The 15,831-nt window shown below is 56.3% G+C and carries 14 protein-coding genes; 9 read left to right on the forward strand and 5 right to left on the reverse strand.

The window, feature by feature from the left end:
* Window position 1 precedes the first annotated feature (1 nt).
* Window positions 2-3,220, reverse strand: a complete 3,219-nt coding sequence (locus tag KOE80_RS13230; RefSeq protein ID WP_226349319.1) for a virulence factor SrfB — start codon at window positions 3,218-3,220, stop codon at window positions 2-4.
* Between the two features lie 16 nt (window positions 3,221-3,236).
* Window positions 3,237-4,718, reverse strand: coding sequence for an SrfA family protein (locus KOE80_RS13235; protein WP_226349320.1), 1,482 nt, complete (start codon window positions 4,716-4,718; stop codon window positions 3,237-3,239).
* A 503-nt stretch (window positions 4,719-5,221) separates the two neighbouring features.
* Between KOE80_RS13235 and KOE80_RS13240 the strand changes: the two genes are divergently transcribed.
* Both KOE80_RS13240 and KOE80_RS13245 read left to right on the forward strand, forming a co-directional pair.
* A complete protein-coding gene (locus tag KOE80_RS13240) occupies window positions 5,222-7,318 on the forward strand; it encodes a PhoX family protein (protein WP_226349321.1) in 2,097 nt (698 codons plus the stop codon).
* 460 nt (window positions 7,319-7,778) lie between these two features.
* Entirely contained in the window at window positions 7,779-9,071 is a 1,293-nt protein-coding gene (locus KOE80_RS13245) for a FliC/FljB family flagellin (protein ID WP_226349322.1), read from the forward strand.
* A 166-nt stretch (window positions 9,072-9,237) separates the two neighbouring features.
* Here KOE80_RS13245 and KOE80_RS13250 read toward each other — a convergent pair whose 3' ends face one another.
* The 3 genes from KOE80_RS13250 to KOE80_RS13260 form a co-directional block, all read right to left on the reverse strand.
* Complete coding sequence (locus tag KOE80_RS13250; protein ID WP_226349323.1) at window positions 9,238-9,564, reverse strand: type II toxin-antitoxin system RelE/ParE family toxin; 327 nt, start codon at window positions 9,562-9,564, stop codon at window positions 9,238-9,240.
* Complete coding sequence (locus KOE80_RS13255) at window positions 9,551-9,802, reverse strand: type II toxin-antitoxin system prevent-host-death family antitoxin (protein WP_226349324.1); 252 nt, start codon at window positions 9,800-9,802, stop codon at window positions 9,551-9,553. Before KOE80_RS13255 ends, KOE80_RS13250 begins: the two co-directional genes overlap by 14 nt.
* Window positions 9,803-9,930: 128 nt before the next feature.
* Entirely contained in the window at window positions 9,931-10,692 is a 762-nt protein-coding gene (locus tag KOE80_RS13260; RefSeq protein WP_226349325.1) for an RNA polymerase sigma factor FliA, read from the reverse strand.
* 237 nt (window positions 10,693-10,929) lie between these two features.
* Between KOE80_RS13260 and KOE80_RS13265 the strand changes: the two genes are divergently transcribed.
* The 7 genes from KOE80_RS13265 to fliE all read left to right on the forward strand — a co-directional run bounded on the left by KOE80_RS13265 (window position 10,930) and on the right by fliE (window position 15,741).
* Complete coding sequence (locus KOE80_RS13265) at window positions 10,930-11,331, forward strand: flagellar protein FlaG (RefSeq protein WP_226349326.1); 402 nt, start codon at window positions 10,930-10,932, stop codon at window positions 11,329-11,331.
* Between the two features lie 89 nt (window positions 11,332-11,420).
* Complete coding sequence (gene fliD / locus KOE80_RS13270; RefSeq protein WP_226349327.1) at window positions 11,421-12,815, forward strand: flagellar filament capping protein FliD; 1,395 nt, start codon at window positions 11,421-11,423, stop codon at window positions 12,813-12,815.
* Between the two features lie 6 nt (window positions 12,816-12,821).
* Window positions 12,822-13,253, forward strand: a complete 432-nt coding sequence (fliS, locus tag KOE80_RS13275) for a flagellar export chaperone FliS (RefSeq protein ID WP_026484537.1) — start codon at window positions 12,822-12,824, stop codon at window positions 13,251-13,253.
* Between the two features lie 78 nt (window positions 13,254-13,331).
* Window positions 13,332-13,667, forward strand: a complete 336-nt coding sequence (locus tag KOE80_RS13280) for a flagellar protein FliT (RefSeq protein ID WP_026484538.1) — start codon at window positions 13,332-13,334, stop codon at window positions 13,665-13,667.
* Complete coding sequence (locus KOE80_RS13285) at window positions 13,664-14,953, forward strand: flagellar hook-length control protein FliK (protein ID WP_226349328.1); 1,290 nt, start codon at window positions 13,664-13,666, stop codon at window positions 14,951-14,953. Before KOE80_RS13280 ends, KOE80_RS13285 begins: the two co-directional genes overlap by 4 nt.
* Window positions 14,943-15,263 (forward strand): EscU/YscU/HrcU family type III secretion system export apparatus switch protein, encoded by a 321-nt coding sequence (locus tag KOE80_RS13290; RefSeq protein WP_035269091.1) that lies wholly within the window; start codon window positions 14,943-14,945, stop codon window positions 15,261-15,263. Before KOE80_RS13285 ends, KOE80_RS13290 begins: the two co-directional genes overlap by 11 nt.
* 142 nt (window positions 15,264-15,405) lie before the next feature.
* Window positions 15,406-15,741, forward strand: a complete 336-nt coding sequence (fliE, locus tag KOE80_RS13295; RefSeq protein WP_009458068.1) for a flagellar hook-basal body complex protein FliE — start codon at window positions 15,406-15,408, stop codon at window positions 15,739-15,741.
* The last annotated feature ends 90 nt before the right edge of the window (window positions 15,742-15,831 follow it).

Below are 15,831 nucleotides of genomic sequence, written 5' to 3' on the forward strand. Positions count from 1 at the left end.
ATCATTTGAGCACTACGCTCCCGCTATCGAGCCAATATGGAGAATCACCCAGGCCTGCTTCCAGCATGGTGTTGAGCTGGATACGGACGGCCCCTTTGGACACGCCACTCAGTTTGAAGTCTCGGGGTGCCGAGTTCTTGATCTTCAGACGATCGCTGATCAAACGGCGTCCTTGCCCACCTTGGGACGCCTTGTCCACCATCAAGGTCACTTCCATGGATGGCAGCTGGCCATCATCGTCGGGCGCATCGGCCATCTGGCGACGCACCTTCTCGTTCAGGTGCAGGTAATACAAGGGCGAGGCGGGCCAGCGCTCTACATCCAGTTGTCGATAACCCAGGCGCAGATAGCTGCCCTGCATGAGCAGATGGTAGCCATCGGAGTCTTCACTGCTGACGCTTTCCAGCGTCACCATTTCCTCGCGGGTATCGGGGTCCATCTGGAGCACGTCCTTGTAGACAATGTCCTGATCCTTGATCTGATTATTGGAGTCAATAATCCCGATGTGACGCAGGGTGGAACGCGGGCGCAGATTCGATACTTTGAAATTGAACTGGTCAATATTCATGTTGTAGCAAAGCAGGCACAGCATGGCGCCCACTGAGGCCGTGCTCTTGGGATCGTCGATCCGACCATTGGTATGGAAGGGATACCAGCTGCCCGTGCGGTAATTGTGCAAAGGCAGCAAGCGCGCAGGCGATACCGGCATTTGCGAGCGCACATAGGCTTGTACGCCCGGCAGACGCGAAGGACGGCCAGCCATCAGCACAATGTCGCAATCGTAGTAATTCAGCACTTCGCAGAAGGCGCGCAAGGGATCGTTGATGTTCAGAGAACCGCTGACCAGACCCTGGTGCAAATGGGCCAGATCAAAAGGCTGTTCAACCTTGGCCAATTCCAGACCGACGCGCTGACCGGCATGCTTGTGCAACTCGTCCAGCACGTACTGAACCACCTTGCTGGAGACCCGTGGCAAGGCATCGGCCGAGCCTGCCGACGCGTGAGACAGCGGTGCATTGGCCTGATCGCCCTGCAAGTGCTCGAACTCCAGCAACTCGCCCCACGGCAAGGACTGGACGGCACGCGGGTCTTCATGCGGGTCGTAGGCTTCGTAGCGTTTCAGGAACTCCAGGCCCAGCGGTACAAAGACCTGCAAGGCCAGTTGCTGACGCAAGACGGCTTTATCGGCATCGGCTTTTTCATTGCCGCACAAACGCGACAGGAACACATCCGTGTCTTCCACACCGGCATGGCTCAAGGCATCTTCAAAGGCGGGCAGCACATAGCGCTGGATGACGTCCAGCAAGATGTCATCACCGGCCACGCGGAAGCTGTCACGGAAACGCTGTTTGGGCGAGATGGTCAGGTTGCTGCCACCGCCCGCCCCTGCCGGGCGACGCAAGGTGTAGTCACTGATCACGATATCGGTGGTACCGCCGCCAATATCAATAATGCCCAGCGTCAGTGTTTCCCGATCTTCCTTGTAGGGAGCGGCAACCGCATCAAAGAACTCGTCAGCATGGCCAGCGAAGTTCTGGGTAATTTCGGTAAACAGGTACACCAGCTGAGAGCTGGTGGCCTCGTCCCATTCCACCCGGAACTCGGGCAGAGGTACGCGCAGACTCTCCGGCATGCGGCCCGATTCAGAAGGCTCCAGACCATAAGGGTCTTCTTCGCCTTGATACCAGTCCATGCTGGTCCACAACAGACCAATGGCCTGACGCAGACGTTCAGCCAGCAGGCTGCGTTCTACCAAAGGCATGCCGGGCGGCACGGTCAGAACAATATTGCTCAAGCGGCGAGGCTTGTTGGAGTGACCTTGGCGTACCCGCTGGGCCGGGCTGTTGATTTGCAGCAGCGCCTGGGCCAGCACCTCAGTCAGCATGAAAGTCATGACCGAGCTGCGCGAATAGAAAGGCTCGAACACCGGCAGACGGTCGTCTTCCTCCAGGGTGTACAGAGCTTCGCCACGCTCGTCGATATGCAGGGAGAACGGTGCCGCCAGGGCACGCGGCTCTGCATCGGAGCGGTCGTACTGCTGACTGAAACGCCAGCCGTGCTTGTATTCGTTTTCGTCCCACAAGTAGCGCTTGGGGCTGGACAGCCCGGTCGTGCCCTCGGTGCCGCGACGGCGGGCAGCCAGACGCGCGGCCTCATCCCCGACACGCACTAAAGTGGGCCAGGAGAAGGCGGTGGGGCGTCCGCTTTTCAGGGACAAGTGGTTCTTGCCAAAGTCCGTCTGCGCAAACTCCACGCGACTTTCAAAGGGCTTGCTGTACACCTGATGCGGATGCGACAAGTCCCGCAGTTGCAGCACATAATTCTGCCGCAAGCCGGAGTCGTCCTGACCGTGGTTTTCAATCAGAATCCCGCAAGTGCGCGAGTTCCCAACGTCCAGCACCAAGTCCACAGGAATGACCTGTTCACTTTGCCAGTTGGCGGCCAGCACCTTGATGTCCGGCAGGCGTACCCAGGCTTCAGAGCGACCATCCACACACTCATGCGGTGGTGCGAACAGGCTGAGCAAATTCAGGAAATGCAGCTGGGCCGAACGCAAGGCGTTCACGTCTTCGCCAAAGTCGATATTGCGCGTTTTGTTGACGTTGTCTTTATAGACTTCCAGCAACCATTCCTGCACCCAGTCGCGGTTCAGGAACCAGTCCATATGGGCGCTGTCGCAGGCAATGCGGAACAAGGCCCCGGCATTGATGTCTTCACGCAAGGGGGCCAGGTAGGCCGCACCCTCGGTCAGGTCCACCACGCTGGTATCGCAGGCAACCGTAATACGGTGTGTATTGCCGTCGCGATCGGGCGTTTCCAGACGCACGACGCGCAGACGGCTCCAGCTGGCCGGGCCATGGTCAAAGCGATGCGGTGCCACAAAGCGCACATAGGGCACGGGCAGCCACAGGCCATCGAACAGATCCAGGGTGCGGCTCAGAGAGACATCGCATTCCTGATCATTGCGACCGCCACCCTGGTACACCCCAACCTCGCCTTCAGGCTGATGGAACAGGGTTTGTTCCTGGCCAAACTGCAAGCCTTCAAACAGGAAACGCCAGTTCTGGCCGTTCGTGCTGAAGAAAGAATGGTTCAAGGTGCCCAGCTTCTTGCTGCCCAAAGTGGGAGCGTTGATGTCAAAACCGAAGTCCATGAACTGGACTCCGGTGTTTTCAATCAAAGTAACCAAGCCATCGTGTTTGAGTAATTCAGGCAACATAAGATTCAAGCACTCATCATTCGGATTGCTGCAAGATCAAAGGAAAGGCATTGGAGCCGTACATGCCCGCACATTGGGCAGCTGCGCCCGCTGCGCCGGGGTCGCACACAATCTTGGGCATATCGTAAGCGGCATTGTCCGTGCACTTTGCGGCGGAATTGGCATTCAAAATCAAGCGACCCTGCTCAGACGACGCAGACACGGGAGCTTCACACTGAACGCCGTCGCCACGCTTGATCTGCACATTGCCTGCACCGTCTTTCAACTGATATTGCAGTTGCACGGGTTTGCCGGTCTGGCTGTCTTGCACACCCATGCGGGCAGCCCACTGGCCATTCAGGAAATCCATCTTGCCGGACTGCAAGGCATCAGGCGGCACCACCAAGGAACCGGCAGGGGCAGCAGGCGTGGCCGGAGCAGCCGGGTTGGCATCCGATGTTGGGGGCGCGGCAGGATCAGCAGGCGGGCTTGCCGGGTCTTGCGGCAACTCGGGCGGCTGGGGATTGGCGTCTGCACCGGGTTCAGCTGGCGGTGCAGGCGGCGTGGCATCAGGAGCCTGCCCCCCATCCGGAGCGCCCGCTGCGGCAGGAGCATCCGCCCCCGGAGCGGCAGCCCCTGGTGCGTCAACACCGGGAGCGGTGCCAGCACCCGTGGCGCCTGGACCCAATGGAACGGTGCCCGTGGGGACAAGGCCTGTCGCATCCACACGACCATTCGGTAGCAAGGCGCCAGCATCCAGTTTGGGCAAGGACCAGCCCAGCCAATTACGGACTTTCTCGGGCAAGTAGCTGCCTACGCTGGAAGTGAAGGAACCCAAAGGGGTATCGGGCACAACCGGCGTGGTGCACCAGCGCAAACCGAACAAGAGCAAGGCCAGCAGCAAGAGCAAAGCCAGCAAACGCCACCACCAGCGGGACCACCAACTGGCAGCAACCGGGGCCACGACAGGGGCCACCACGGGCTCGACGGGCGGCACCACAGGTGGAGCCACGACAGGCGCGGCTTTAGGCGCGGGCATCAAAGGCAGCAAGGGGTCCTGATTCTGATCTGCACCGTGATGCAGAAAACCCCAGAAGGTCAACACGGGCTTGCCATTGACCAGATACACAAAGTTATCGTCCGGGAAATAAAGCACGCGGCGCAGCAAGCTGGAGAACAAGGCCTTGTCGCCCAATGCCTCTTGCTCTTCGGCATCCATGCTTGGGGTCATCTCGTTCAACCGGGCCTGAAAAGCACTTAATTGCTTCAAGCCTTCTTCGCGTTCTTGCTCGGTAGCGGCGGTCCAGGGTACGACCTGGCCAGAGACCGGGCTGTACCAATCCAGCGTGGAACCCGTTTCATTGCTTTGCGGAATCGCCAGATGGTCGGCAAAGTTGCCCGCCCGACGGCGCAAGGCTTCTCGCAACTGTAAAGCGGAGCGAAATACCGGTCGACCGCCCTCACCTAAAGCCATGAAAGCATCGGCACGGCCACTGCGCAGTAAAACCCCTTGCTTCATTGAGTTCCCGAAGAAAAAAAAGAAACATAGTACAACAAATAGGAAGTATCAAAGCCTCTGAAAAAGGCCCATTCATGGGGCGTACACCATGAAAAAAAACGGGCTTTGAACCTTAAAGATTCCTGAACAGCAAAAAGAACTCAAGGTCGCTTTAGCCCTTGCGTTCTAAATAGATAGAGAAATCCTCAAACAGAGTTACGGCAAAAAACATAAAAAATGTACAACTCTGTACATGAAACAAAAACAATATTCATCCAATAGCCAAGGCACTGATTTTTTTAATTAAAACAAAAGTCCAATTCCAGCCTGATCCGGCGAACAAACCAGCATCGCCAAAAACCAGCGCCAGACCCTGCCCGCTTGCCCCTTCGTTTCCCCTCCACCCGGGCAAGCCAACAAAAAGCCACCATCCCGAACATTCAGCTCCTTGTCATAGACCTTTCACGTTGAGCCACTAGCATGAGCGCTACCCCCACAACTCAGCCTTGGCGCTATTGATCACTATGAGCAAACATATCTCCGACAAGACTGTACGTAACGTCAGTCAGAACACCCCTTTTAGTGAAATTCTGGAAAAAAGCATGTCACGCCGTGCCGTGATGCGCGGTGGCCTGGCGGCCGCACTGGCCACCATGACCAGCTTTGGTCTGGCAGGCTGTGATAGCGGCAGCACGGGTGGCAATTCCACTGGTAACGGTGGCGGCGAGAACCCGAACCCCGGCCCCGGCCCTGATCCAGAACCACCAGCAAGCGTCAAACTGGGTTTTGAATCCCTGCCCACTTCCATGACCGACGGCTGTGTCGTGCCTCCCGGCTACATTGCCCATGTGCTGGCCCCTTGGGGTACGCCGATCAATGACAATGCCCTGCCCTGGGACAAGAACGGCAACAACAGCTCCAACGACCTGCTCAATTCCATGGGCATGCACCATGACGGCATGCACTTCTTCCCCCTGGAAGGCAGCTCTACCGAGGGCCTGCTGGCCGTCAACCACGAATACATTGATGAAAAAGCCCTGCACCCCAATGGCCCGACCCTGGTCAATGGCAAGCGCCCGGCTGAAGAAGTACGCAAGGAAATCAACGCCCACGGTGTCGCCATCATCCATATTCGCCGTAGCAATGGCCGTTGGGACATCGTTCAGAACTCGCGCTACAACCGTCGCTTTACCTCTGCCACTGCCATGAAACTGGCTGGCCCTGTTGGCGGCACGGACTGGGTCAAGACCCCCTTCTCGCCCAACGGCACGCAAGTGCGCGGTACCAACAATAACTGCGGTAACGGCACCACCCCCTGGGGCACCTACATCACCGCTGAAGAGAACTGGGCGGCCTGCTTTGTCAACACCGGCAATCGCCCGCCTCACCAGCAGCGTGTGGGCGTATCGGCTGGCCCCGTTGGCCGCTACCAGTGGGAAACGGCTGCCAAGGATCCTTCGGAAGTCCTGGGCGAATTCGCCCGCTTTAACGTGACCGAAACCGGCGCCAGCGCAACCGAGGACTGGCGCAACGAAGTCAACGGCTTTGGCTACCTGGTCGAGATCGACCCTTACGACCCCAACAGCATTGCCACCAAGCGCACCTCCATGGGTCGCTTCGCTCACGAAGGCTGTGCCTACAGCAAGCCTGAAGCCGGCAAACCCCTGGCTTTCTACAGTGGCGACGATTCGCGCTTTGAATACGTTTACCGCTTCGTGTCCGAAGCCAACTGGGACCCGAAAGATGCCCAGCGCACCGACCGCTTGGCCGTGGGCGCCAAATATCTGGACAAGGGAACCTTGTATGTTGCCCGCTTCAATGAAGACGGCTCGGGCGAATGGCTGGCACTGACGGGCACAAGCAAAGGCAAGGATGGCGGCACCTTGTCCGACAAGTTCAAAACCCTGGAAGAAATCCTGATCAACACCCGTGGCGCAGCGGACTTTGTGGGTGCCACCCCGATGGATCGCCCCGAGTGGACGGCCACCCACCCCAGCAACGGAGACATCTACCTGACGCTGACCAACAACACCAGCCGCAACGCATCGTCCGGCACCAACGCCGCGAACCCGCGACTGAACAACGTCAACGGTCACGTTATTCGCTGGCATGACGAACCCGGTTCGAACAAGTTCAAGTGGGATATCTTCGTATTCGGCTCGGATTCGGGTGCGGACGCAGATACCAACCGCTCGGGCCTGACCGATCTGAACCAGTTGGCCAGCCCTGACGGTCTGGGCTTCGACAGCCGAGGCATTCTGTGGATTCAGACCGACAACGGCATCGACGGCGGACGCAAAAACAATGTTGCCCGCGCCACCAACGACCAGATGCTGGCCGTTATCCCCGGCGCCCTGGCAGACAGCTCGGGCACCGGCCCAGCCATCAACGCCAGCAACCAGTCCGATCTGCGTCGCTTCTTTGTAGGCCCGAACGAAGCCGAAATTACGGGCTTTTCCATGACGCCCGACCACACCAGCCTGTTCCTGAACATTCAGCACCCCGTGAACTGGCCGGCCTACGACACGCATGACGCCACGGTAGTCAGCATGAACACGGTACGCCCGCGCTCCTCGACCGTCGTCATCCAACGTGCGGATGGCAAGCCTATTGCCGTGTAAGCGCAAGGGCGGGTTCGCTATTTGAATCCGCCCAAGCCAGTTTTTTATTAAGTTTTTGCAATGCGGGGCCGTCAATAGATGGCCCCGCTGCTTTTTTTGACTGCGCAATTCAAACAAGGCCTCTGGATTGTCTGCTGCGGCACAGAGCTATCTGCTCCATTTCCAAGCAGCGAAATGGAAAAATCAGAATTCAGAGTCGGAAAACGAAAGCAAACAGGCCGCTCGGCACACCGGGTCGTCATGCTTGAAGCCGCGTAATTCAAGGCTTCAAGACAAAGTGGAGAAAATTTTCTCAACAGCCCCCTAAAGAGTTTTTTGCCCCTTCCGTTAATGGTGCTGTACAGGAAGAACGCAGTGTGTCGAATGCGCGATCAGCCCCCTGGGGCCTAGCAGAACGCCAACGCTTTCCTGGGCAAAGGGCGAAACCGTTTCGCCGCTCTACTCAACATTGGGAGTTACCATGTCTGTTATCAATACCAACTACCTGGCTCTGGTTTCGCAGAACAACCTGACCAAGTCCCAGAATTCCCTGGGCACCGCGATTGAGCGTTTGTCCTCCGGCCTGCGTATCAACAGCGCAAAAGACGACGCTGCTGGTCAAGCCATCGCCAACCGTTTCACCGCCAACATCAACGGTCTGACACAAGCTGCTCGTAACGCTAACGACGGTATCTCTATCGCTCAAACAACTGAAGGTTCGTTGAACGAAATCAACGAAAACTTGCAGCGTATTCGTACATTGACTGTACAAGCATCCACAGGCTCTAACTCTGATTCGGATTTGCAATCCATTCAGAACGAAATCAATGAGCGTCTAGCTGAAATCAACAGAGTCTCCAAAGAAACTCAATTCAACGGTAAATACGTACTAGGTGAAGATGCATCCCAATTGACGGTACAAGTGGGCGCCAACGACAACGAAACCATTACTATTGATTTGAAAAAAATCGATAGTAATGAACTGAACCTTGCCAACTTCAACGTCACCAACAGCATCAGCACCGGTAAGGTTACAACCGCGCCAAGTACTACGGTCACCGTTACTAAAGAAGTTGGCAGCCAAGTAGGCAGTTTTACCCCTGACGCAGACGATATGCTGAGCACTGGTAGCTTTGGTTCGCTGCAAACAGACGGCACAGACTACTACGTCACATACTCTGGTGGTACTACAGAAGGCGCAAACCCTGGCGATCCAGATGTAGCTGTAGATGCTAAAACTTACAGAGTGACCATTACTGATGGCAAGCTGGGGTTGGGCGCTGAAGTTACAGATCCGGCCGACATCCCCACCGGTATGACAAACACCAGCACCTACAAAGCTGATATTACCGCCACTGGTGCAGACGCAGATAAACTTCATGCCTACACAGGAAAAGGCCGGGACTACGTCATCCAAGAAGGCGAAAAATACTTTGAGGCCAAGGTAGACAATGAAGGCAAAGTCACTCGTGGCGCAGAACTAAGCACCGTCCCAACCACCGAAGATCCGTTGGCTACTATTGATGCCGCTCTGCAACAAGTTGACGATCTGCGCAGCCACCTGGGTGCGATCCAAAACCGCTTCCAGTCCACTATCGCTAACCTGAACAACACTGTGAACAACTTGTCCGCAGCTCGTTCACGTATCGAAGACGCAGACTACGCTGTTGAAGTGTCCAACATGACACGTGCTCAGATTCTGCAACAAGCTGGTACCTCTGTGTTGGCTCAAGCTAACCAAGTTCCACAAACTGTTCTGTCCTTGCTGCGTTAATTTTAACGATAGCAATACTGAGCAGATGGGCAACGTAGCTTGCCCAGCAGCACAAAGCCTCCGAGAAAAATCTTGGAGGCTTTTTTATTTGATCTGATCACACCACTAGCGGCGCACGCACGGCTTGCCCAGCAATAAGACAGCAATGGCTGTGCCTGCTTAATACCTAATCCAAACCCTGACTTAAGCGCTGAACAGCAGCACGGTACGCCGCCATGTCCTCCCGTTTGTCCACCGCTAAAACCAGAACCACCAGCACATCGTCCTCAACGGAATAAACCAGACGGTAACCCTGCTTGAGGAGCTTGATTTTGTAGCAATGCTGCAAATCCCCCCGCAAGGCGGAACCCGGCACGTGGGGTGCATCCAAACGTTTACGAAGCAGGTTCTTGAAGGTGGTTTTGACACTGCCATCCAGCTTGCCCCATTCCTGCAAGGCTTCGGGCAAAAACTTTAATTTGTATTTTGTGGGTTTAGAGTCAGAGCTGCTCAAGATCAACCTCGACCGCCGTATCTTTGACGGCCAGCCGTCGACGCACCAGCTCATCCAGATCCCGGTTAGCCATTTCCTGGACCAAAGCTTCAAACAAGCGAGGCGTCACCATATAAAAAGCAGGCCGGTTATGGTTCAACACAGCAACCGGCTTTTCTCCAGCCGTACGCAATACCTGTGCCGGGTTCTTCTTGAACTCGGACATGCTAATAGAATAATCAGCGTAGATCGCATCCATAACAGCTCCTAAAAAAGCTACGAATTTAGAGCTATTTTAACATCGGACGGTCGTAACCACACAAGAGCCAGAAAAAGGCGCTTATATCAGTCGAAAAAGCGGAAGGTTGGCTGCCAGTAGGCGCAGGCTTACAACAGCACCTGAAGCTCAGCACTATCAGAGATCGCATCCCACTGGTCTTTAGCCAAGCTGGCACGGATGCGGGCTACGGCTTGGCTACGCAATTGGGATACGCGCCCTTCAGTCACGCCCAACACCAGAGCAATTTCTTTCTGATTCAAATCTTGCTCAAACTGCAGGGCGAACAGCAACTTCTCACGCTCGGGCAGTTGGTCGATGGCGGTAATCAGGGCTTGCCGCAAACCCTGGGAGGTCAGCAGGTTCAGGGGATTGTCGAAGTACGCCTGTTCACGCGTGCTGTCTTCCAGAAACTCCAACGCATCGGCGGAGGGATCCGCGTGGCGTTTCAGGTCTTCGTAGTGAATCACCTGCACACCGACCGCTTCATCCAGCAATTCGTAGTAATCGTCCATGCTCATGGACAGCGCTTCGGCAATTTCAGGCTCGGTAGGCTCGCGCAGCAGTTCCTGACGCAAGCTGCTGACGGCCACTTCGATCTGGCGCGCTTTGGAGCGCACGCTACGCGGCAGCCAGTCCTGGCTGCGCAACTCATCCAGCATGGCGCCACGAATTCGGGTGACCGCGTAGGTGTCAAACTGGGCCTCGGCCACCACCTGGTAACGACGCACGGCGTCCAGCAGGCCCATCATGCCCGCCTGCATCAGATCATCCAGTTCAACGCTGGGAGGCAGGCGCGACACGAGCTGGAGCGCTTGGCGGCGCACCAATGGGGCGTACTGCTCAACCAGGACGTCTTCTGAACGAGGCATGGACAGGCACGAATCCGGACAATAAAGATTGAGCTATTTTGCCTGCCAGCTCTGCCTGACAGTCTCCAAATCAAACAGTCTTTCGCTATCTTATTCAGGCTTTAAACGGGCCTGACCGGGCCAAAAACCAAAATACCTCCTAAAGATACGCGCGTGGGTGCCGTAATTGGAGCGTTACAGGTGCCAAGCCCTGCCCTTTTTGCTGGCCTGCCACCAAGCCCCTTTTGGAGTGATGTCATGATCAGCTCAGTTTCATCTCAAACGACGGCCTTGGTGCCCCTGGCCTCCCCTGTGGAGCAAAACCCCGGCACCCCTATGCCTTCGGCAGCCACCACGGTGACTCCCATCAAGGAAAGCAGTACCGATACCCAGTTGCAGCAACGCTGGCCCGATAAACGCGAGCCCGTGCCCGGCATGGTGAACACATTGGACGACACCCTGGACCAGATCAACAACTCCCTGCAGGCCTGGTCCACCGGCATTCGCTTCAATATGGACGATGAAGCCCAGCGTCTGGTGGTCTCGATTGTGGACAACACGACCGGCGAGGTTCTGCGTACCGTTCCGTCTGACGCGGTGATCCAGATTGCCAAGATGATCGTGCAATTGCAGGGCAACGCGGTCAGCGTGAAGGTTTAAAAACCAAACTGGCATCGAAACTTCCCATTGACATGGGCTTTGCGCGCGACACATTCGCGACAAAATAGGACACTACAGGAGTATTTGATATGGCTATTTCTTCAATTGGCGTGGGCTCAGGTCTGAAGCTGGACGAGCTGCTGGAAGATTTGCGCAAGACGGAAAAGAAGAGCCTTGTTGTCATTCAGAACCGCCAGGTTGCCAATACCAACAAGATTTCGGCCTATGGTCAGCTAAAAAGTGGCCTCTCTGAACTGCAAGCAGCTGCCAAAAAGCTGAACTCCGAAGATTTGTATGGTGCCGTCAAGACGACTGCCAATAGCGAAGATATTAAAGTCTCCGGCACAGCCAAAGCCGCGCCTGGTCAATACGCAATCAAAGTGACAAGCCTGGCCACTCGGCAAGCTCTTACTGCCCCAGCTCAGGAAACACGCGACACAGCGCTAGGTGAAGGTGGAAAGATCACTGTTACTTTAGCTAATGGTAAAGAGCACTCGCTAGATATGAGCGGCAAAGACACCTCCCTGCAAGGAGTCATGAACGCCATTAACGCTGATGCTGAACTGGGCATGAAAGCCACCATTATTAATACTGGTGACCCACAAAAACCCTACCACTTACAGCTATCTGCAACCGAAACGGGTAAGGCCGCGTCAATTACTTCAATCAAAGTTGAAAATAACGACGCATTAGCTGATGTGCTGAACATCGACGTAGACCCTGATAACCCGCAAGCTGGTGGCTTCCTGCATGTAAAAGCAAGCAATGCAGAGTTGACCATTAATGGCATCCCGATTACCAGTGAAAGCAACACGTTAAAAGATACTGTTGAAGGCCTGGAAATTACGCTGAACAAAGCAAGTTCCGAAGCCATCAATATTGACGTCAGCAAAGACGATAGCAAGGCTGCCGAGGCTATCAAAGAATACGTTGCGGCTTACAACAAATTCAATACATCCATCCGTTCGCTAACCGCCTACAACCCCGACCTGAAGCAAGGCTCGGCCCTGTCGGGTGACTCCTTAGCTCGCGAGGCCCAAAACGCAATGCGAGAAGCGACGTTGGGCCATGTAAATGGAGACGGGGAAATACGAACTCTGATTGGTCTTGGCATTAACCTTAACCCCAAAACCGGCGAGTTGGAGATTGATGACAAGAAGCTGGACGCTGCCTTAAAAAACAATATGGCTGACGTCCAGAAGATGTTTGTCGGTGAACAAGCCATTGCAGGTCGTGTCCAAAAAGCTGCGGAAGATTTTGTCAAAAAAGGCGGACGCATTGACAAGGCCCAGGAAGGCGCCGAAAAAATCGGTAAAACCCTGCAGGATCAGTACGATAACGCCGACAAACGCATCGAAGAAAAGATGGAAGCCTATCGCAAGCAGTTCGTCCAACTGGACGTCATGATCAACCGCATGCAAGGCACCAGCAATTACCTAAGCCAGCAACTGTCCATGCTGGGCAATATGAACAGCAGTAAATAAACCCCTATGAGCTATCCTGCCCCTTCCCGCCGCTTTGGCCAACAATCGGTTCGTGCCTACGCTCAAGTAGGTCTGGAAACCGAGGTCTTGAGCGCGAGCCCCGAACATCTGATTACCCTGTTATTTAACGGTGCTCGCACCGCCATGCTGCAAGCGCGCTTGCATATGGAACAGGGCAATATTGCCGGGCGGGGGCAGTCATTATCGAAGGCTATTGATATTGTCGATAGCGGCCTGAAAATGGCGGTCGATACCGAAAAGGGCGGAGAACTGGCCCGCAATCTGGTCGCTACCTATGACTTGATTTTGCACAATCTGATGCTGGCCAACCTTCGCAATGACGCGGAAAAGCTGACGCTGGCCGAGCGTTTGCTGACCGATATTGCCGATGCCTGGCGCAGCAATGTTGATACCCAACGTGCCAAGCAGCCAGCTTGACTCCGGGGCTCGCGGGACAGGTTCTGTTCCTGACCTGCACCTCCAACCTCCTTTGCGCCTTTAGCGCCTGGTACGAACATGAGCGATACCTCTAACCCGATCGTCGATCAATATCAAATTATCGCCAGCATCACCCGTCACATGCTGGAGCTTGCCCAAACGGCTCGCTGGGAGGATGTGTTTGAACAATCCGAACACTATCAACTCGCCGTGGAAAAGCTCAAGAACATGGAAGACCTGTCTATTACTGAAAAACAGGCACGCCGTCAGTTGCTGACCCAAATTCTGGAAGACGACGCCCAGATCCGTCATCTGGCCACCCCCGAACTGGGGCGTCTGGGTGCACTGCTGGGCAATATGAAGCGCCAGCAAACCGTGTTGCAAGCGTATTACAGCCCTAGCGTTCATCCATGAGCATAGGCGGCCCCTCCCCTTTGGGGACGCTGCTTATTCAACGGCTCGATGCCGTTCTGGGTATCAGCACTGGACAGCAAAGCAATATCGCCACGGGCGCCCGGCCGGACGCCATCAGCCAGACACCGGGCAGCCAACGCCCCGAGCGCGCCGAAAACCAAACGGCTCGTGATCAACGCCAGAGCGTAGATCAAGCCCGCGCCCACACCCAGGGTCGCGATAGCCGGAATATCCGCACACAAAGCGGTCAAACCTCGACCGACCCGGCTCTGAATGCACGTGGCCCCAATACGGCCACCACGAGCTCGGCCCCCACAACCCTGGGGCGCACTGCCCAATTGATCCTGTCCTTGCTGGAGCGCTTTCCGGATCGTGCCCCTGCGATCCAGGGACGACAGGCCTTGTTACCTGGCCGCCCCACGATGCAGGCAGACGGCAAGGAACCCACGCGCCCCGGCAGTGATACCCAGACGGCGGGACGCGCAAACACAGCACAGAGTACCGCCAGCACAATCGCCACCGTGGCTCAGCAGCGGCTGCCCTTGCCCGGTAGCACAGCAACGGGCAGCGCAAACGCGGGCTCTGCCAATGCAATGACAACAGGCAGCAGTGCTGTGGGAACAGGCACTGCCGCAGGCACGCCCAGCACGGGCACTACGACCACCGGCGCCGCAACCCCAAGCCCCCTGCCTACAGGCAGCACGGCTGCTCTGGCCCAGCATTTCAGCCAGGCTTTGCCCCAGGCCTTGCAACAAAGCGGGCTATTCTACGAGTCTCATCTTAGTGATCTGCACTTTGGGCAACGCAGCGTTGGCGAATTACAGCAAGAGCCGCAAAACCTGAATCGCCCCGCTGCCGAAACACATACCAGCACGAGCCAGAATCCTCAGGCCCAGGCCGGCACCCAGGACCCGGCCAATAGCCTGCTGGTGCGTCAGCAACTGGATACGCTGGCCCATCAGAACCTGCAATGGCAAGGTCAGGCCTGGCCGGATGCCGACATGAACTGGAGCGTGCAACGTCACCAGGCCCAGTCAGAGGACGAAACCGAACATTGGTCCAGTACCCTGCAACTGGACCTGCCCACGTTGGGGCCGATCACCCTACGGCTCAACCTCCTGAACCAGCAATTGCTGGTCCATATTCAGGCCGATCAATCCGCCCCTTATCTGGACGAGAACAGCCTGCCCTTGCGCGAACGTCTGCAAGACCAGGGCCTGATCCTGAGCCAATTGCAGATTGAAGCCGACCCGACCCTGCCGCAGGACCTGCCCGATGAGTCATGATTCCCCCTCCCATCGCCCGCAGGCCCTGGCCTTGCGCTACGAGCCCAAAGACGGGGCCCCGCGTGTCGTTGCCAAAGGCTACGGCACCTTGGCCGAAAAAATTGTCGAGACCGCCCGCGAGCACGGTCTGTACGTACACGAGTCCCCCGAACTGGTCGGCCTGCTGATGCAGGTGGATCTGGACCGTCATATCCCCCCTCAGCTCTATCAAGCCGTGGCTGAATTGCTGGCCTGGCTCTACGCCCTGGAACAAGGCCATCCCCAGGCCACACAAGCCTTGCAGGCTTTGCACGACGCCCCAAAAACTTGAGCCTGCTATTTATAAGGGCTGAAAAGCCCCTGTTTTTGGGCTTAGATACCCTGCTTAGCCTCGCGTTCTAAACGTTACATTAAGCACGGCAAGCTGCCCGCACCTGTGCGCGTGGCCCATCCTGACTTTCTGGCAAGCGAATATGTCGATTTCCAATCTCTCCAGCATTGAAAACCTTTTGGCCCAGATGCGCGCAGTTGCGCAAGCGGCCGGGGCTTCCAGTTCTGTGTCCTCCTCGGCCAGCAGCGCCGCTCCCGGTGGTTTTGCCGCCGAGCTGGCCCGCTCTTTGAACCGGGTTTCCCAGGCACAGAACGAGGCCAATGCCCAGGCTCAGGCCTTTGAAATGGGCGAGCCCGGAATTTCCTTGAACGACGTGATGATTGACCTGCAAAAAGCCAGCGTTGGCTTTCAGGCCACCGTCCAGGTACGCAACCGCTTAGTGGCCGCCTACCAAGAAATTGCCAGTATGCCGGTATAAGCGCCTGATTCTTTCATGCCCGCCGCCCTTTCCTTAATGCTGCCTGAGCACGTCCTGATTTGAACTCCCCTGATTCCATGCAGAACCCTG

Origin of the sequence: Alcaligenes sp. 13f (assembly GCF_020496585.1) — a bacterium.
Lineage (GTDB): Bacteria > Pseudomonadota > Gammaproteobacteria > Burkholderiales > Burkholderiaceae_B > Alcaligenes > Alcaligenes phenolicus.